The sequence below is a fragment of the Candidatus Neptunochlamydia sp. REUL1 genome, from assembly GCF_963457595.1.
GTDB lineage: Bacteria > Chlamydiota > Chlamydiia > Chlamydiales > Simkaniaceae > Neptunichlamydia.
Map to the genome: position 1 here is coordinate 1,454,172 of NZ_OY735137.1, position 17,866 is coordinate 1,472,037.

General features: G+C 43.3%; 18 protein-coding genes and 1 tRNA gene. 15 read left to right on the forward strand and 4 right to left on the reverse strand.

Annotated features, from left to right (window positions below; all coding sequences use genetic code 11):
* Positions 1 to 15 precede the first annotated feature (15 nt).
* The 12 genes from R2I63_RS07855 (at position 16) to R2I63_RS07910 (ending at position 11,314) form a co-directional block, all read left to right on the forward strand.
* Positions 16 to 87, forward strand: a tRNA-Gln gene (locus R2I63_RS07855).
* A gap of 21 nt (positions 88 to 108) precedes the next feature.
* Complete coding sequence (locus R2I63_RS07860; protein WP_316356478.1) at positions 109 to 1,041, forward strand: ribose-phosphate diphosphokinase; 933 nt, start codon at positions 109 to 111, stop codon at positions 1,039 to 1,041.
* A 51-nt stretch (positions 1,042 to 1,092) separates the two neighbouring features.
* Positions 1,093 to 1,650 carry a 50S ribosomal protein L25/general stress protein Ctc gene (locus R2I63_RS07865; protein WP_316356480.1) on the forward strand — a complete coding sequence of 186 codons (558 nt, stop codon included), beginning with the start codon at positions 1,093 to 1,095 and terminating at the stop codon, positions 1,648 to 1,650.
* A 5-nt stretch (positions 1,651 to 1,655) separates the two neighbouring features.
* A complete protein-coding gene (gene pth / locus R2I63_RS07870; protein WP_316356482.1) occupies positions 1,656 to 2,219 on the forward strand; it encodes an aminoacyl-tRNA hydrolase in 564 nt (187 codons plus the stop codon).
* On the forward strand, positions 2,216 to 2,557 hold the full coding sequence (rpsF, locus tag R2I63_RS07875) for a 30S ribosomal protein S6 (RefSeq protein WP_316356483.1): 342 nt from the start codon (positions 2,216 to 2,218) through the stop codon (positions 2,555 to 2,557). The genes pth and rpsF overlap by 4 nt, the downstream gene beginning before the upstream one ends.
* A gap of 15 nt (positions 2,558 to 2,572) precedes the next feature.
* On the forward strand, positions 2,573 to 2,809 hold the full coding sequence (gene rpsR, locus R2I63_RS07880) for a 30S ribosomal protein S18 (RefSeq protein ID WP_316356485.1): 237 nt from the start codon (positions 2,573 to 2,575) through the stop codon (positions 2,807 to 2,809).
* Between the two features lie 5 nt (positions 2,810 to 2,814).
* Positions 2,815 to 3,447, forward strand: a complete 633-nt coding sequence (gene rplI, locus R2I63_RS07885; protein WP_316356488.1) for a 50S ribosomal protein L9 — start codon at positions 2,815 to 2,817, stop codon at positions 3,445 to 3,447.
* Positions 3,444 to 4,259 (forward strand): 4-(cytidine 5'-diphospho)-2-C-methyl-D-erythritol kinase, encoded by an 816-nt coding sequence (gene ispE / locus R2I63_RS07890; protein WP_316356490.1) that lies wholly within the window; start codon positions 3,444 to 3,446, stop codon positions 4,257 to 4,259. The genes rplI and ispE overlap by 4 nt, the downstream gene beginning before the upstream one ends.
* Positions 4,249 to 4,941, forward strand: a complete 693-nt coding sequence (locus R2I63_RS07895; protein ID WP_316356493.1) for a hypothetical protein — start codon at positions 4,249 to 4,251, stop codon at positions 4,939 to 4,941. Before ispE ends, R2I63_RS07895 begins: the two co-directional genes overlap by 11 nt.
* A gap of 27 nt (positions 4,942 to 4,968) precedes the next feature.
* A complete protein-coding gene (rfaD, locus tag R2I63_RS07900; protein ID WP_316356494.1) occupies positions 4,969 to 5,973 on the forward strand; it encodes an ADP-glyceromanno-heptose 6-epimerase in 1,005 nt (334 codons plus the stop codon).
* A complete protein-coding gene (rfaE1, locus tag R2I63_RS07905) occupies positions 5,967 to 7,295 on the forward strand; it encodes a D-glycero-beta-D-manno-heptose-7-phosphate kinase (RefSeq protein WP_316356497.1) in 1,329 nt (442 codons plus the stop codon). The genes rfaD and rfaE1 overlap by 7 nt, the downstream gene beginning before the upstream one ends.
* Before the next feature lie 65 nt (positions 7,296 to 7,360).
* A complete protein-coding gene (locus R2I63_RS07910) occupies positions 7,361 to 11,314 on the forward strand; it encodes a hypothetical protein (protein WP_316356500.1) in 3,954 nt (1,317 codons plus the stop codon).
* Positions 11,315 to 11,502: 188 nt separating this feature from the next.
* On the opposite strand, the gene htpX is transcribed toward R2I63_RS07910, so the two are convergent.
* Entirely contained in the window at positions 11,503 to 12,387 is an 885-nt protein-coding gene (htpX, locus tag R2I63_RS07915; RefSeq protein ID WP_316356502.1) for a protease HtpX, read from the reverse strand.
* 325 nt (positions 12,388 to 12,712) lie between these two features.
* Here htpX and R2I63_RS07920 point away from each other — a divergent pair, with 325 nt between their 5' ends.
* The 3 genes from R2I63_RS07920 to R2I63_RS07930 are packed head-to-tail and all read left to right on the forward strand — an operon-like array spanning position 12,713 to position 15,470.
* Positions 12,713 to 12,916, forward strand: a complete 204-nt coding sequence (locus tag R2I63_RS07920) for a hypothetical protein (RefSeq protein ID WP_316356506.1) — start codon at positions 12,713 to 12,715, stop codon at positions 12,914 to 12,916.
* A 43-nt stretch (positions 12,917 to 12,959) separates the two neighbouring features.
* A complete protein-coding gene (locus tag R2I63_RS07925; protein ID WP_316356508.1) occupies positions 12,960 to 14,333 on the forward strand; it encodes a M20/M25/M40 family metallo-hydrolase in 1,374 nt (457 codons plus the stop codon).
* On the forward strand, positions 14,334 to 15,470 hold the full coding sequence (locus R2I63_RS07930; RefSeq protein WP_316356512.1) for a hypothetical protein: 1,137 nt from the start codon (positions 14,334 to 14,336) through the stop codon (positions 15,468 to 15,470).
* Here R2I63_RS07930 and R2I63_RS07935 read toward each other — a convergent pair.
* The 3 genes from R2I63_RS07935 to R2I63_RS07945 are packed head-to-tail and all read right to left on the reverse strand — an operon-like array spanning position 15,456 to position 17,708.
* Positions 15,456 to 16,325, reverse strand: a complete 870-nt coding sequence (locus tag R2I63_RS07935; protein WP_445083688.1) for a methionyl aminopeptidase — start codon at positions 16,323 to 16,325, stop codon at positions 15,456 to 15,458. The genes R2I63_RS07930 and R2I63_RS07935 overlap by 15 nt on opposite strands.
* A gap of 30 nt (positions 16,326 to 16,355) precedes the next feature.
* The gene (gene truA / locus R2I63_RS07940; protein ID WP_316356516.1) at positions 16,356 to 17,096 is read right to left on the reverse strand and encodes a tRNA pseudouridine(38-40) synthase TruA; all 741 of its coding nucleotides are present in this window, start codon (positions 17,094 to 17,096) and stop codon (positions 16,356 to 16,358) included.
* 21 nt (positions 17,097 to 17,117) lie between these two features.
* Positions 17,118 to 17,708 (reverse strand): YhgN family NAAT transporter, encoded by a 591-nt coding sequence (locus R2I63_RS07945; protein ID WP_316356521.1) that lies wholly within the window; start codon positions 17,706 to 17,708, stop codon positions 17,118 to 17,120.
* Between the last annotated feature and the right edge of the window lie 158 nt (positions 17,709 to 17,866).

The window sequence follows — 17,866 nt, forward strand, 5'->3', positions numbered from 1 at the left end:
GTTAATTGAACTTGATGGGGTGTAGCCAAGCGGTAAGGCACCGGTTTTTGGTATCGGCATGCGGAGGTTCGAATCCTCCCACCCCAATTTTGTGATTTGAGTGAGTCAATGACTGATGCACCGCTTATGCTTTTCTCGGGAACCTCCCATCCGGCTTTGTCGGAAGAAATTGCAAAGAGTCTGGATGTCAAGCTTGGCAGTTCTCAAATCGAATTATTCCCTGATGGTGAGATAGGCGTTCACATACTTGAGAATGTCCGTGGTCGGGATGTCTTCGTTGTGCAAAGCGTAGCGAGGAAACCCAATTTCTATCTCATGGAGCTTCTGATTTTAATCGATGCTCTTAAAAGGGCCTCTGCACGCAATATTGTCGCAGTCATTCCGTATTATGGGTATGCGCGGCAGGATCGCAAAGATAAGGGACGAGTGCCGATAACGGCAAAGCTCGTGGCGAATCTCCTAGAAACAGCTGGGGTTTCGCGCCTAGTAACAATGGATTTGCACTCTGAGCAAATTCAGGGGTTTTTCGATATTCCAGTCGATAATCTCTATGCGCGAACTATATTTGCGGATGGGATTCAGAAGCTGGGACTGAAGGATCCCGTTGTTTGTGCCCCAGATGTAGGAAGTGCTAAACTTGCCCGCATCATGGCGACTGAAATAAGCGCCTCTTTTGCGATTGTAGATAAGCAGCGGATGAATGCAAAGGATGTAGAAGTCTATGCGCTCATCGGCGATGTGCAGGGAAGGGACGTGATCCTGGTGGACGATATTTGTTCCACAGGAGGGACGCTTAAAGAAGCGTCCAAGGCAGCAAAAAAAGCAGGTGCATCTCGCGTTTTTGCAGCGGTGACTCACCCTCTCTTTGATGAGAAGCTTGAGGGAGTAGATCACCTTTTGGTTGCCAACACAGTTCCTCTGCCCAATGAGATAGATCATTCCCATGTTGAAGTCCTCTCTGTTGCAGGGGTGTTTGGAAAAGCAATTGAGCGTATCGTGAATAACGAGTCGGTCAGTTCCCTCTTCCGCCCCAAGGCATAGTCTCACTGTTTGGAAAGTGAATTTTTTTTTAATGAATAATCTGGAGTGTTTATGAAACTCACAGTGTCCAAACGGGCAGGAGAAAAAAAGAGTGAGCTTACAAAGCTCAGACATCAGGGTGATATAGCTGCTGTGGTTTACTCTAAGGGTAAGCCTTGCGAAAAAATCGCCGTGAAAGGAGCCGAGTTCTCAGCGGTTATTCGGGGGCTTCCCAAAGGGTACCTTCCGACAACTATTTTTGAGCTTGAGGTTGATGGCAAGAAAATCAAAACCATCGTTAAAGATATCCAATACCATCCAACAACGTATCGGGTTCTCCATCTCGATTTCATGATCTTAGACGATAAAGCAGTTGTTGATGTAAAAGTGCCGATTGCGTGCATTGGGGAAGCCGATTGCGTAGGAGTAAAGTTGGGGGGATTTGTTCGCCCAATCAAGCGCCATATTAAGGTCAGATGTCTTCCTAAAGATATTCCAACCGATTTCAAGCTTAGCATTAAAGAGCTTGCAATTGGACAATCTAAGCGGGTTGGAGATATCGAATTTGGGAATGCCATTCGCCCCCTCGCTGCTGATAAAGAAATCATTGTTGTCATTGCGAAACGGTAATGTCAATGGAAAGTGAAAGTAAAAGAGCCCTCGTTGTTGGACTAGGAAATCCTGGAAAGAAGTATGAGTCGACCCGTCATAATTTGGGTCAAATGGTCCTTTCTGCTTTTGCTGATAAACATCTATTACCTTTTAAAAAGGAGAACATGCTCAAAGGAGAAGTTGCAAAAGGAATGGTCAAAGAAGGAAAAGTTTTCCTCCTTTTCCCGATAACCTACATGAACCTCTCTGGACAAGCAGTGCGAAAGACAATGGACTTTTTTAAAGTTTCTCGAAAGGAAACTCTCATTCTTTCTGATGATGTTGCTCTTCCCTTTGGAACCCTTCGGTTTCGAGAGAAGGGGAGTGCTGGAGGCCATAATGGCCTGAAAGACATCGAAGAAAAGCTTGGGACGCAGCAATATCAGCGTCTGAGGCTTGGTGTAGGAGAACCTTCAGTGGGTTACTTAGAAGACTATGTTTTAGCTCCTTTTACAAGAGAAGAACAAGAAAAAATTCCCGAAATACTCACTCAAGCCGTAACTTTTATCGAAGAGTGGTTATTTCAAGAAATGAAGGAACATGCATGACTAAACAAGAGAGCAGACTCTATGAAGGGATGTACATTATAAACGCATCTCTTAGTGAAGACGCTTTGAAGAAATCTTTGGAGCGCATTACGAGTACCATCGAAGTAAATGGAGGAGAAATCCATAAAATCCATGAGATGGGACGAAAAAAGCTTGCTTATGAAATCAATGGACATAAGCAAGGACAGTACTTTCTCCTTTATTTTTCAGTTGTCCCAACACTGATTGAGGAGATGTGGAAAGAGTATCATCTTAACGAGGACCTAATCCGTTTCATGACGATGCGGACCGAAAAGGTTCTTGAGAAAATTGAATTTAAACCTCTCGGTGAAGAGTAATAGAGGATAGATTAAGTGAATAAACGACGCAGTTTTGGATTTAAGAAGAAAAAATCCTGCCCTTTTACGGCCGCAGGGATTAAAGAAATTGACTACAAAGACACCGAAACCCTTGAGAAATTTATCACTGAGAGGGGAAAGATTCTCCCTCGGCGAATCACAGGGATTTCGCACCACTATCAGCAGCTGCTGAAAAAAGCGATTAAAAAAGCCAGACATGTGGCTCTACTGCCCTTTGTTGCGGAGGAATAATAAATATGAAACAAAAGAAAAGTGCAAAAACTCAGCTCCTTCTTCTTGAAGATGTGATCAATCTTGGAAGGAAAGGAGAGCTTGCTAGTGCAAAGCCAGGTTTTGTCCGTAACTACCTCCTTCCTCAAAAGAAGGCAGTCATTGCTGACAAGAGAACCATTCGAATGCAGGAACAATTACAGGTTGAGCGTGCAGCACAATCAGCAAAAGATAAGAAAGATTCTCAAGCTTTGGCTGCACGCCTTAAAGAGAAAACTTTGACAACAAAGGTGAAAAACGACTCTCAAGGGCATCTGTATGGTTCTGTTGCTTCTTCTGATATCGTTAAGATTCTTGAGGAGCAGGAAAGCGTTACGATCGAAAGAAAGAACGTGATTCTTCCCAAGCCTTTTAAAACTGTGGGTACTTTTGATGTGCACCTTCGTCTAAAAGAAGATGTTGCAGCAACCTTCAAGCTCAAAATTGAGGGAGAGACCAAAGTTCAAGAACCGAAGCCGAAGGTCGAGGTTGTAGATGAAGAGCAAGAAGAGGCCCTTGCAGCTGCTGAAGGTTCTGAAGAGACATCTGATGACCTTCCAATGCGCAGCGAGCGGGAAAAAGAGATGAAAGAAGAACTGGAAGAGCGCTCTAAAGAGTGAAGCTCTATTCTCCAGCGAAGCTCAATCTCTTTTTTCGCGTCTTAAAAAAACGTGATGATGGCTTTCATGAGATTGCAAGTCTCATGCAGGCCATCTCTCTTTGTGACACACTTCAGTTTGACTTAGCAGATGCGGACTCTTTGACCTGCACTGATCCTCAAATCCCCACAGACGAAAACAACTTTATCCATAAGGCTCGTAACCTGTTCCGAAAGAAAACAGGATTTGATGTTCCGCTTGCCATCCATGTTGAAAAGAGGATCCCTGCCGAAGGAGGACTCGGTGGGGGTAGTGGCAATATCGCAACGACCCTTTATGCAATGAACCAGCTTTCCGATTTGGGACTTTTGGAAACAAAGCTTGCTGAGTGGGCGGCAGAAATCTCCTCTGATGCGCCTTTCTTTTTTTCCAGCGGTACAGCTTATACGACAGGGCGTGGAGAAATTGTTGAACTTTTAGATCCTTTGCCAACGAAGAATCTCTATCTGGCCAAGTCAAGTGGCCTCGGCCTTTCTACTCCACTTGTTTATAACCATTGCAGGCCCAATGTGAATCTCGATGATCCAATGCATTTGCTAAAGGAAAGAAAGTGGGGGATTAATGATTTAGAGTTTCCGGCATTTTCTCTTCGTCCTGATCTCAAAAAGTTGAAGCAGAACCTGCTTGCTCTTGGGTTCCACTCAGTTGCTATGACAGGAAGCGGCACCGCATTTTTCTGCTTTGGAACAGTTGGAAGTCCATCTCTCCCAGATGTTCAATTTTGGAAGAGCTCATATATTTCTCGAAAGAGAGCACAGTGGTATGAGATTTAAAGGTTGGATTTTTCTTATATTTTTTCAGTTGGGAATGGCAGCGGGGCCTATGACGCATCTTTTTTTGGGCGAAAGGTATTGTGCGCTGCATCAAACCAAGGAGGAGGTAGGGGACTTTTTAGTGGGAACCCTCTTTCCAGATATTCGTTATGTCGCGCATTTCCCTCGAGAATTGACTCATCCTATAGTCCGAGATATCGGGGAGGTGGAAAGCTGCTTCTCCAAGTTTGAGGCGGGGATTAAATTTCATGCATGGGTTGATATTGTTCGTGAAGAATTTGTAGAGCAATCAGGAATTTATGCAAAGGTGAGACCTTATGCTAAAGGGCATGAAGCGACCCTGTTGAAGTTTATTGAAGAGGAGGTTCTTGCAGATCTATATGACGGACGGAAGTGGAGCCCCTACTTTGATGCGTGTTATGAGGCAGAAAAACGATTTACGAATGAAGAAGCAATTCAGCGTTGGCATCAAATGATTCAATATTCCATGGCTTACCGTCCAAGTTGGTTGATTTGGGCTGTTTCGTATTTCAAAAGTCAAGCATTTGGTATTTCGGATGAAACGCTGTATGAGTGGAGCTATCTCCTTCCAGAGTTTGCTCAGGACCCAATTTTTCAGTCGCATGTGAAAAATTTTTTGGCCTGTGTCCAGGCAAAAATGGAAGAACCTCTTTCCAAATAGTCAAAGGTATGCCATCATCTACAGGTGATGAAGACTAAGATTTATGATGATCAGTTGATAGTTGTGACGGGTGCCGCTGGTTTTATTGGGTCGGCAATGGTTCGTTACCTTAACGACCAAGGATATTATAACCTCCTTCTTGTTGATGATTTTCGAAGCAGCATTAAGTGGATGAATCTGCGGAATAAGCGGTTCGTTGATTTTGTCTCTCGCGATGATATCTTTGACTACTTGGACGGTCGAGAGCAGGAGATAGAAGCTTTTGTCCATATGGGGGCTTGTTCGAGCACTGTCAAGTCTGATGGTGACTATTTCATGAAGACCAACTACCGTTTTTCGATAAAGCTTGCTGAGTATGCCCTTGAGCACGACCATCGTTTTATCTATGCCTCTTCAGCAGCAACTTATGGGGATGGATGTCTAGGCTTTGCTGATGACGTAGGGATGCTCGACGATTTGAAGCCTTTGAATTTATATGGTTTTTCAAAACAGATGTTTGATAAGTGGCTTCATGAGCAAGGGGTGCTAGACCAGGTTGTGGGTCTCAAGTTTTTCAATATCTTTGGTCCTAATGAGTATCACAAAGGGCGGATGGCCTCAATGGTGATTCACATGGTTGACCAAATTCACAAGACCGGAAAAGTGCGCTTATTTAAATCGCCTGATCCTCTGCAATTTGGAGATGGAGATCAATGTCGCGACTTTTTCTATGTCAAAGATGCTGTCAAAATGATCTCTCTCCTCCTTAAAAGCGAGATTGGGGGGATTTTCAATGTGGGGAGTGGCGAGGCAAATACTTGGAATGCAATGGCGAAAAATGTATTTAAAGCCATGGAGAAAAAGGAAAATATCGAATACATTCCTATGCCAGAAGATTTGATGGGTAAATATCAAAACTATACTTGCGCTGAGATGGATAAGTTTCAAAAGGCAATCCAAGAGAAAAAATTAGAGTACAAACCAGATTTTACCTTCGACTCTGCGATCGAAGATTATGTGACAAACTATCTCCTAAAGGATGAAAGATGGTAAAACTTCTCGGCTCGTTCAGCCGCCTTAGGCCTGCAAAGGTTTTGGTGCTGGGCGACTTCATGCTTGATACCTATACGACGGGGCGTGTGCAAAGGATCTCTCCTGAGGCCCCCGTTCCTATCCTTCACGTTCAGGAGTCCCATGATCTTCCCGGTGGAGCTGGCAATGTCGTCTTAAATCTCAGGGCTCTTGGGGCTGATGTGGTTGCTGTAGGGCGCGTTGGTGATGACAAAGAGGGAGTTCGCATCAAAACCCTTCTAGAAAAGGAAGGAATCAAGACGGAGGGGATCTTCACTCAAAATGGGGTAAGTACTCCACTCAAAAATCGATTGATCGCAGATGCTCAGCAGCTCATTCGAGTTGACCAAGAGTGCATTTCCCCTCTTTCTAAAGAAGTTGAAAAGAAAGTGATTGATTACGTTCTTTCGATAAAGCATCAAGTAGAAGTCATTGCAATTTCTGATTATGCAAAAGGGTTCCTATCAAAATCTCTTCTCCAAACGGTGATTGATATTGCTCAAGAAAACGAAATCCCCACGATTGTTGATCCAAAAGGGGAAGATTTTACAAAATATCGTGGAGCGACGCTCATTAAGCCCAATTACAAGGAAGCGGTGGCTGCATCTAAGCTGACGAGTGATGCGGATCTTGATGCGATTAGTGGTGCCTTGCTTGAGCAAACTGCGTCAGAAATGATTATGGTGACCCGAAGTGAACAAGGGATTTCCCTATTTCAGAAGAATCGTATTCGTTTTGATTTCCCTGTAAAAACAAGGGAAGTCAAGGATGTTACGGGTGCTGGTGATACGGTGCTTGCAATGACAACAATGACATTTGCTTCGGGGTTGAGTCTCCAAGAGGGGCTTGAGCTTTCAAATGTTGCTGCAGGGATTGCTATCGAACGTTTGGGGTGTGTCCGTGTTTCTCTTTCTGAGCTTGCGGAACGTCTTCTAGAAACCAATAGCAGCAATAAAATATTTGATGAGAGTCACCTCTTCACATTGGAACAGGCTCTGATCAATAAAAAACTTACCGTCCTAGGAATCAACACTGAGGATGGGGTTTCTAGTGCCCTTTTTTCTCAAATTCAAAAACTTTCTAGTAATAAAGGGGAGGGTCGGCTGATGATCTATCTTGTAGATACCGATCCTGATCAGGATTTTCTTTCTCTTCTTTCTTCACTTCATGAGGTAGATTTCATTGTTATTCAGTCAGATAGCTTAGCCAGCCTGACTGAAAAAATTCAACCTGAAAAGGTGGTTACCCTAGGGAAGGATGGCTTGCTAGAAGAAGTCTCCCATACTCGGGTCTTGCTAACGTAATTTCCTATCATGAAATCCTTTTTTTTGCTACCATGCCTGTCAAATAACAATGATTTAGGTTTAAAATGAGCGTTTCTATTGGGTGCGGGCCCCTCCCGTCGTTTGTATATGATCGGTATCTGCGTGAGCCCCTCATGGAGGGAGTTCACCAAGCTCAGTATGTAGTGAAAGAAACTTGTCATCTTTCAAAAAAAGGTTTCAGTGCTCAGGTTTTAAAAAACATTGTATCTCACTCGGTTCAAACAGCCTTCCTGCTAGTTCCAGCGGTTAATGTCATTGCTTTTCGAGTCTTTTTGGCGCTTAGAATAACGATCAATCAGTCTTTTGAGCGGGCTGTTATAAAGGGAGATCAAGAACAAGTCAGGAATTATCTTGAATCAGGGATGGATCTTAACGCAAAAAATCTAGCTGGTGTCCCTCTTCTTTTTCAGTCTTTGGATGCTGAAGTAATTAGCATGCTAATTAAAGGAAAAGCCGATCCTAAGGCAACAGATAGCAATGGCGGGACATTTTTAGAACACTTATTGCTTAATGGAAACGTGGAGCTTGCTGAGGAGCTCGCACAGGGGAAACTCTTTGAGGTACGCCCTTATCTTACTGATGCATTTTTTGATAAAGTTAAAGACAGTCAAGTGTGTCGCACGTTCCTGCTTCATTGGGGATATAGTGCTTCTATTGAAACCCGTAGTCGATATACCTACGACCTTAAAACCACGCTTCTTCTAGAGAAAGCAATTATGACAGGTAATACTGAGGATCTCAAAAGAAGGGGAAAGAACCTAAAGACCTTTGCAGCGATTCAAGAGGAAGTGGGGCAGCTTAAGCAAGCTCTTCCACATCTTCGCATAGAGTGGATCTGGGGGTGCTTTCTTCAGGGCTACCTGGAAGATTCTAAAGACGATGAGGGGATTATTCGGGAAATTCTTACTGCTGATAGGGATGCTCAAACCGTAAAAGTCGTTGGTCAAGATCTTCTAGTTCACCTGCAAGCAAACGGGCTCGGCACGATTGCTAGAAGACTATGCGAAGAAGAGCTTGTAGATCCTAAGCCTTACTATTCAGAAGCGGCATTTACAAGAGGAAGCCCTGCTGTGAAAACCTTCCTCCTTCAGATTGGTTACCCAGCAACTCTCGAAGAGAGACGAGGCAATAGGTATGACTACGTAACGGCTCATCCGTTAGAAGATTACATTATGACAGGTCAAGTGAACTCGATTGAGGGAGTATTGAATAGCATTGAGCTTTCTGCCTTGGATGAGAGTCTTGCAGATTTAAAACAGACATTGCCTTTATTGAATACGGATTGGATTTGGGAGCATGTACTCATGGGATACTGCCGGGGCAAAGCCCCAGGTGAAGTAAATGATGAATGGGTCATACAGCTTCTCAACCGCGGCGGAAAGATTGAAGCTTTAAATGGAATAAAATTTATAGGAGAAGGAGAGCTTATTCAAAGAGTGATTGCAAGCGGAAAACAAGAGCTTGCAAGATCTCTTGTCAATGGTCGGTTCCTTACAGTCGATCCTTTTTTCGAAGATAGATTTTTAAAGCCGCATGCTACAACTAAGGTAACGGATATTTCTCGAGACTTTGTGTGGTTTCTTGTCTCTATGGGGTATGAAAAAGTCATTAAGACTAATTATGCACAACACTACCAAGAAGAGGTGCTGGGTAACATCCTCGAAAAAGCACTTGTAACCTGTGATGAAAAAGCCTTAGTCCGCGCTCTAGAGCAGAATTCGATGGAAGCAGTGATTCAAGCTTATGGGGAGCTGAAGGCAAGGTTTCCTCGCTTAAAGCCTTCGTGGGCTTGGGAACATTTAGCAGCAAATTGTTTTGATGGGAGGAGATATGAAGATTTCCTTACACTTGTGAATCAAGATTTTTATCAACCAACGGATGCCTTTTACAATGCGCGCAAACCAGCGGAAGCTGTGATGTATGGCAGCGGATCTGCTAAAGGATACAAGGCCTTAATGAAGGCGGGGTACCGTCATGGACCTTTTCTTAAAAAGCAATATGGTGAAGAGCTTTTTGATTTTGAAAATATAGCCTATTGTCACGACGCAGAAGGGCTCCAAAGGCTTGCTAAAGATCATGGATTCCAATTGATCTATGATCGGTTTAAAGAATTGAAGTCAGAATCTCCAAAAATGGATACACGATGGTTTTGGAACGCCCTGTTTACGATTCCATCGACGCATTTTGAGCAATATCGGGGAATTCAAGCGGCCCAAGAGGTCCCACCACCACCACGTGAATATCCATTGAGTGACTTGCTTGAGCTTTATGATAAGGTGGACTTTAGTTGTATTTCAGCGGCGCAGCTAACAGATTCTACAGGAGGGTTCCAAAGGACCTATACTAAGGAGCGGCTTCGGGATAATGCTGTTAACAGGGTCAAAAGAGGCCTGGATGGGAGCAGTCGATTGGAATATACTTTATCGAGTGAAGATAAAGCAAAGCATATCCGCCAGCTTCAATGGATTATGCATTACCTTCATGAAGATTTAGGAGAGAATGCATTTCTTTCAAAGAGCGTTGGAACGATCTACGCAAAAATGTTTCTTGACTGTTTCGCGTGTCATAGTCGTTGGAATGAAGTCTTTGATATTGTGCGGTGTTCTTTAGGAAATATTGAGATGGTTGTAAGTGGTTTTGATAATCAGCTTCAAGTCCCGTTGGGGGAGCATCGAAGGCACCTTGTATATAGGCTTAACCATGATCCCCAAATTCTTATGAAGACTCAAGAGTTTCAAGGGGATTTGGAGGTGATAAACCGGAGTAGACGCGCTGAAGGTCTCCCTTCGCTTTTGGCTCAACAATATGCGCAGAGGCTAACAGGTGATACTCATGCTCAAGATAACTTAGTAGCCCATCTAAGAGATAGTCGTGGATTGCCAAATCCTCCCGTTAATGGTCGGTTATTCAGTATTAGTAGCATGTACAATAATTCTGTACGGACCCATCAGGTATTTGATGAGGAGTATACCCCTGGAGATATCATTGAGGTTCTCTATGAGTTTTTGGGTGGAAACAAAGATTTTTATGAACTGATGCTCGATACGTTTGGAACAAGGATAGCCCCGCAGTGGCATGGGCAGGATTTAGAGCTTCGCAGGAAAGCCCAAGAAGTCGGACTCGATGAAACACTCACCATTGCAGCGCTTGAAGAGATAGGTCTTATAGCCAACAGAGCGGCTTATTCAGAGGAAAAGTTCTTTAGTTTCCTTCAAGACTATGGTGTCACGCCTAAAGATAGTTTCGAACAGGCAAAGGGTGAGTATGTCGCGAGAAAGAAAGCTGAAATTGACCTAGACTTTAAGAAGAAATGGTATGAAGTTGGAGTTCAAAAAAAGCATTATACTGTTACTGAACCTCTAGAGAGTCTTTTAAAAGGTGAAATATATTTCAAAATCAGAAACGCTGAACCCGAATTAAGAGACCAGATTGATCTTGATTGGAGAAGAACACCAGGGGATCTTGAGACCTTGCTTGCTTTGTCGGAGTACTTTGACTGCACGACAAAATCTCTTTTGGCGTTTTACCAAACGCACCCTGAAATTTCAGAAGATGTTCGACAAAAGGCTCCATCAGGAGAGATTCAAAAACAGCTGATCTATATTGCATATCAGGTAATGTATGAAATAGCCTCCTTGCCAGTTGGAAACTATTTAGCTCGAGAGGAAAAAGGTGTTTTTGATGAGGTTGTCATCCCCATGGAGGAGTATGATATTGCTTTAAAGGGTGACATCCATCCTCTGGTTCTTGCAAAGTTGCTTGTGGATATGGGGCATCTCCAACCTAGAGTTCCGGAGCTTTTTCAGGGAGTATTCAATACCCCTTCTCAAAAGAGCATTTTTCCAGCATCGAGAATAGAACGGCGCGATCTGATAAAAATCTTTGTTGCTCTAGCGGCCCTCTATGGAAGCTATCGCTGGGCACGCAGTTCGGTTGTTGGTTCTCCCTCGTGGATCTACAACAAGCTCAGGAGAACTCCTGAAGCTCAAAAGGTCTAGGGCGTGTCCCTAAACTTCCTTTCCAGAATTTGGCTCACCTTTACCCATCTGTATTTGTGTTCGATCTCAACAACTTTACCAAGTTGCTATCAATCTCCACAACGTCAACAGATGAGAAAATCTAGGCACAACTCCTTGGAGAGGACTTCAGGGACACACCCTAAGATAGTGTTGTCACAAATTGCTTCTTAAATTTCTTGCTGCAATCGTTCAATACGGACATCAAGAGGGGGGTGCGATGCAAGTAGACGCATAAGACCTTGCTTTCCGGGTGTGGAAATCATCAAGGCATTCATTGAACTTTTCTTGCTTGCTGGGCTTGCTTTGAATGTTTTCAGTTTTTGCAGTGCAGCAATCATATGCTCTTTGCGTGTTAAGATAGCCCCGCCCCTATCAGCGCGAAACTCTCGAGTTCTAGAAAATGCGCCAATTACCATCGCGCCAAAGACCATAAAGACAACTTCGAATAGGATTGTAAAAAGATAATAGCTCATATAGGAAGAGCGCCGGTTATCCGAGCGGCTAGTCGCAGATACTGCATACGCAAGAACGCGGGCAAGGAACATGACAAAGGCATTCACAATTCCCTGTATAAGGGTCATTGTAACCATATCGCCATTGGAGATATGAGAAATTTCATGGGCGAGAACCGCTTCAAGCTCCTCTTTATTCATAGCACTTATAAGTCCTGTAGAAATGGCAACAAGAGAGCGTCTTTTGGTAGGGCCTGTTGCAAAAGCATTAGGCTGGGGAGAATCAAAGATTCCTACTTCAGGAGTGCTTGGGAGGTTGGCATCGCGGGCTAGTTTTGCTACCATATGGTATAGATCAGCGTGACTTCCTTGGGGGGTGACCAATTGGACACGCATGAGCCACTTCGCCATTTTTCTCGAAAGGGCAAGAGAGATCAAAGCGCCACACATTCCCCAAATAAGACAAAAAATCATTAAGGATTGCAGGTCTAACCCATGTGCTGTGAGATAGGGTTTTACGTTTAACAGTGATAGAACAACAGAAATGGTTAGGATAACTAAACAGTTGATCAGTAGAAAAAGAGCCACGCGTTTAAACATCTTGAACTTCCTCAATTTTAGTGATTCAGCTTCAAATTGATAAACCTAAGTTGCTCTTTCAACCTGCATTTTCATCTTCACTTTTAGCAACCGTTTACGGTTGTTTGCAAGCTCCAGATTTTAATACTGATCAAAATAGCTTCCTCATCTTTATCAATTTGAAGTTGAAGCACTAGTAAAACCCAAGTCTACCATTTATTAACCATTTCTATCCACCTCTATAACCGAAACAATATTTTAATTAAAAAAAGGGGAGAGTTTGATTGCATATAAATATCTTATGTGCAAAAAATCGTCTTTTATTTGGTATTAGCAGTGAGAAAAGATGTCCAAAGTTATAAGAGCTGATTTTCGCTCTCCAAGTGTCTCTCGATTAAAAAAAGCCCTCTCTGATGAAGAGCTCTCTTTTGTACTCATCACATGTTCAAAACCTTCTGAAGGAGGAAAAATGAGTGTGGAAATGGATTGCAATGGAGACCCTGATTTAATCGCCTATCTGATGAAAAGCGCCGAGCGATATTTAGAATAATACCCTCATCATGTATGATCTTTAGAAAGTAAGGATGATGCCAATGCTTGAGGATTATGATGCGTGGTTTGAAAAGAATCGGGCGAGTGTTCTAGATGACTTTTTTACTTTTCTAAAGTTTCCTAGTATCAGTACCGACCCTGCTCACAAAAAGGATATGCTTGCTTGTCAAAAGTGGCTGGCCTCTTATATGGAATCTTGTGGCCTTAACGTAGAGGTTTGGGAGACGTCGGGACATTCCTCTGTTTTTGGAGAAATGCCCTCGAAAGAAAAGGATGCTCCAATACTTCTTTTTTATGGGCACTATGATGTGCAGCCTGCGGTTCCTCTTGATGAATGGAAAAGCCCTCCTTTTGAACCTGAAGTGCGTGATAATGTTGTCTATGCTCGTGGAGCAATCGATAATAAAGGACAAGGTTTTTACACCCTCATAGGAATTCGAGCCTTTCTTGAACTTGCTCAAGAGAAGAATGTCCATATTAAGGTTTTGATCGAAGGGGAAGAAGAGGTAGGAAGTCCAGGGTTGGAAGGAATTATTGAGGCAAAAAGAAAGGCCTTGAAAGCAGACCATGTTTTCGTTGTAGATTTAGATATGTCAGCAAGGGGAAAGCCCGCCGTTACACTGGGGATTCGAGGCGTTGCAAACCTGAATGCAACAGTCACCAATACGAATTGCGACCTTCATTCGGGAGTCTTTGGAGGAATGGTTTTGAACCCAGCTCGTGCTTTAGCAACAGTGCTTGGGAAGATGTGGGATGATCAGGGAAAAGTTACGATTCCTGGATTCTATGATGGGGTCAAAACCCTTTCAAAAGAAGAACTCTCTATTCTGAATTGGGACACGGATGTGAAAGCAGAGGCAGCGTCTCTAGATGTTAGAGTATTTCAAGGGGAAGGAGATTACTCATTATTGGAGTCGAACTGGATTTGTCCGACTCTCGAGATAAACGGAATAGAAAGTGGGTATACCGGGGATGGATTTAAAACAATTATCCCAGCAAAAGCATCTGTAAAACTCTCTTGCCGCTTAGTTCCTGGTCAAGATCCTGAAAAAGTTTTGAAGGAAATTGCCGCTTTTTTGAAAAATAATCTTCCAGAGGGTATAGAGTTAGGTTTAGAAATGGGGCATGGCACTCCCGGTGTGATGACTTCTCCTCAATCGGATACCGTTGAAGGGACGATTAAGGCATATGAACGGGTGTATAGCGCCCCTTGCTGCCGTCAGCTGTGTGGAGCAACCATACCGATTGTCCCAACGCTTTCGCGCATATGTGGAGGAGAATTAGTGATGATGGGAGTGGGGCTTTCCACTGATAATATGCATGCTCCCAATGAGTGTTTTGGACTTGATCGATTTAAGGAAGGTTTTTTATCGGTGACTCAAATATTAGAGATATTTTCGGGCGGAGGCTATTAGATGGCACGCATGAATGACATCATCAAGAAGTGGGCCGATTTCTCGGATTCGGAGACGAAGCCGCTTTTCTGGATGCTATTAGGACCTCTTTTAATGATGCTCACAATTACCCTTTCTGCGCCCTTTATATCGAATCCATTTCTTCCTCTCATTGCCGTTTCAGGCCTTGTTTTTTCTTGGCGGTATCGGATAAGCGGCTTTGCTCTCACTTTAATGGGATTGGTGACATATTTTGCTTTTAGTTACTTGTTCGGACGCAGTGACGTGTTTCTGTGGAAATTAGCTTGGGGAGCCTCTCTCGTTCTTGGCCTGACCATTTCATTTCTTTCCATGGAAGAGCTAAAGAATTATTACGCTAAGATGAAAAATGGAAAGGAAAAGGCACTAAAGGATCTTCAGATCTCTCTTCAGAGCTTTGAAGAAAAAACTGCTGTAGAAAAACGGGTACAGGATAAAGAAATCGAGACTCTTAAAGAAGAGCTTTTGTCGGCAAGGGAGGAAGTTGAAGCTCTCCTAAACCTCATCGAGGCTAGTCGTATTGAGTCAGATAAAATTTATAAGCAAAGCGACGCTTTGACGCATGAATCACTCGAAATGCATCGAGAGATGGAGGTGTTGAAGCTTGATCTGCATGAGAAGCTTCGTAAGTTATTGGGTCTTGAGGAAAGACACGATTTCATAACCCAGGTTGCTGGAGAGAGATTAAAAACACTCAACACCTTCCGCGTTGAACTTTATCAGTCGCGACTTCTTAATGAAAATTATCAAAAGCAGATCCGAAGGGCACGAGAGTACTTCCTTTCTCAAAAGAAGAAGAACTCTACTTCAGAGTCGCCTCTCAAGGAAAAAAGTCAGCATCTTGTTCTCCAGACCCTTGAAAAAGATAAAGGGATGATCAAAAAGATCTACGATCAAATATTAGATGATTATCAGAAGGTTAAAAAGTCCTTTGATGAAGGGACTGCAAAACTTAAGAAAGCTCCAGACGATATCCTTGCCAAAGAAGTGACAAAACTTACTAGCGAAGTCAAGGAAAAGAAGAAAAAGCTTGAGCAAACAAAGTCAGAGCTCATTGGGATTGAGCGGGAAATATTCGTAACTAAAAAAGGGCTTCAGCAAACTTTAGGGCAAGGTTAGAATTTCATAGCCATCATCTGTAATAAGAAGGGTATGTTCCCACTGAGCGCTGGGTTTCCCATCGGTTGTACGCGCTGTCCACTCATCTTTTGGATCAATGATTCCTGAGCGAACACCAGCGTTAATCATAGGCTCAATCGTAAATGTCATTCCTGCAGCAAGGGGAATTTGAGTGTTGTTATAGCAGTGAGGGATTTGGGGAGCTTCATGAAATTCCATGCCCACGCCGTGTGCGACAAATTGGTTCACAACGGAACATCCCTCAGAAGAAGCATAATCTTCAATTGTTTGTCCAATGTCAGAGACCAAGATCCCAGGTTTTAAGATTTTTATTGCTCGCATGAGGCATTCATAGGAAACATCGACAACTTTCTGTTTCTCTTCTCCGATTTCCCCGATGCAAACCATGGCACTGCAGTCCCCATAGAACCCATTTAGGATCGAGGTGACATCAATATTGAGGATATCCCCATTTCTAAGCACAGTGTTATTAGGAATTCCATGACAGATCACCTCATTAAGAGAGGTGCAGATTCCTTTTGGAAAAGGAGGGTGGCCATATCCTAAAGCAGCTGGCGTTGCACCGGCTTCTTTATGAAGCGTTGTTGAGAGATTGTCGAGTTCAAGGGTTGTGACCCCTTCTTTAGCTAAGGCACAGACTTTCTTGAGAATTGTCGCAGCAAGCTTTGATGCAGCGCGGATTCCTTCAATCTGCTCGGGAGTCTTTAGAACGATTTGATAGTTCTTAAAATATGACGCCTTTTGCGTTTCGAAATTTTGAGGTGGCATGAAGGGGTGGTGGCATTTTTTCCATTTTTTCCCACTACCGCACCAACAAGGATCATTTCTCGAAATCATAATTGGGGATTATACGCATGTTTCAATCTACTGTCTATAGAAAACGGCATGGAGTGTAAGGCCATGGGCGGGGGCCGTTATTCCAGCAAACGTTCGATCTTTTTTGGTAAGAAGGTGTCTTGCCTCAGCTAGTGTTAACTTACCCATTCCCACGTAGACAAGGGTTCCGACAATGTTGCGGGCCATTTTATAAAGAAAATTACTCCCTTCAATCTCAATACGAAGGTTAGAGTCTTCTTCAATTAGGTCGATGCGGCGCAGTGTTCGAGTCGTATCTTTAGGTTTAGGGAAATTGATATTAGTCAACGCAGAAAAATCATGTGTTCCAATAAAAAAAGAAGAAGCCTCTCTCATGAGCCCAATATTAATAGGAGTGTGAATATGCCAGGAAAAATTTCTTGTAAAGGGAGATTGGACAGGGGCGAGGTGAAGGTGGTAGTGGTATTCTTTTCCCTCATTGTCAAGGGTGGGGTGGAAGGAATCCTTGACTTCTTCCAAAGAGAGGACTCGAATGGATTTTGGAAGGAGTTGATTGAGGCTGATCAAAAGGCGCGTTAAATCTTTCTTTTTTGTCGGCTTGAAATTCACGACTTGCCCATGAGCATGAACTCCTGCATCTGTTCTTGAGGCGGCTTGCAGAACTAGGGGCTCTTGGTAGACCTTTTCCAAAGCTTGGCGAAGAGCCTTCTCTATTGTGGGACCATCACTTCCTTCTTGCCAACCAAGATAAGAGGCTCCATCATATGAGATAATCAACTTGATATTCATAGGGGAAAGAATACCATAATCCTACTTGTTTTGAAAGAGAGTGATTCCTTCAAGAAACATTTGAATTGCCATGAGGGTAAGAAGAAGTCCCATGAGTCTTTCACATGCGCTGATTCCCCGATTGCCAAGGATTCTTTTGAGAAAAGGAGAGGTAAAAAGGATCAGAGTTGAGATGACCCATGCAATGCAGATAGAGGAGATCAGAAGAGATGTTGGTTCCCTGTGAGAATAAATCATTACAGCAGCAAGGACTGAAGGCCCTGCCACTAGGGGGATTGCTAGAGGAACTATGAAAGGTTCTCCCTTTTCAACTCCCTCTATTCCATAGCTTGCTCCATTTGGAAAAATCATTTTGAGGGCAATGATAAATAAGATGATCCCCCCAGCAATCAGAATCGTTTCTTGTCCAACATTAAGAATTTCCAGGAGGTATTCCCCAATGAATGTGAAAAGAACGATCACCCCAAGGGCAATGAGTAACTCACGGATAATAATCATCCGCTGTCTTTTGGGTTCGACATCTTTGAGCACGGAGATATAAATGGGAATGTTGCCGACAGGGTCCATCAGCAAAAATAGGGCAAAAGAGATTGTAAACAGTGAGTGGTTCATCCCTTTATTCTATAGCTCAGTACCCACATAATTGAAAAGAGAAACAGGAAAAGGAAGTTAAACCATCTGAAATTTGGGAGTAGCGAGATAGTGTTTTTTGAGTACCTCCTCAGGAGTTTTTTTTTATGCTACTTTCGTAAAAATGGTCGGCAATACTT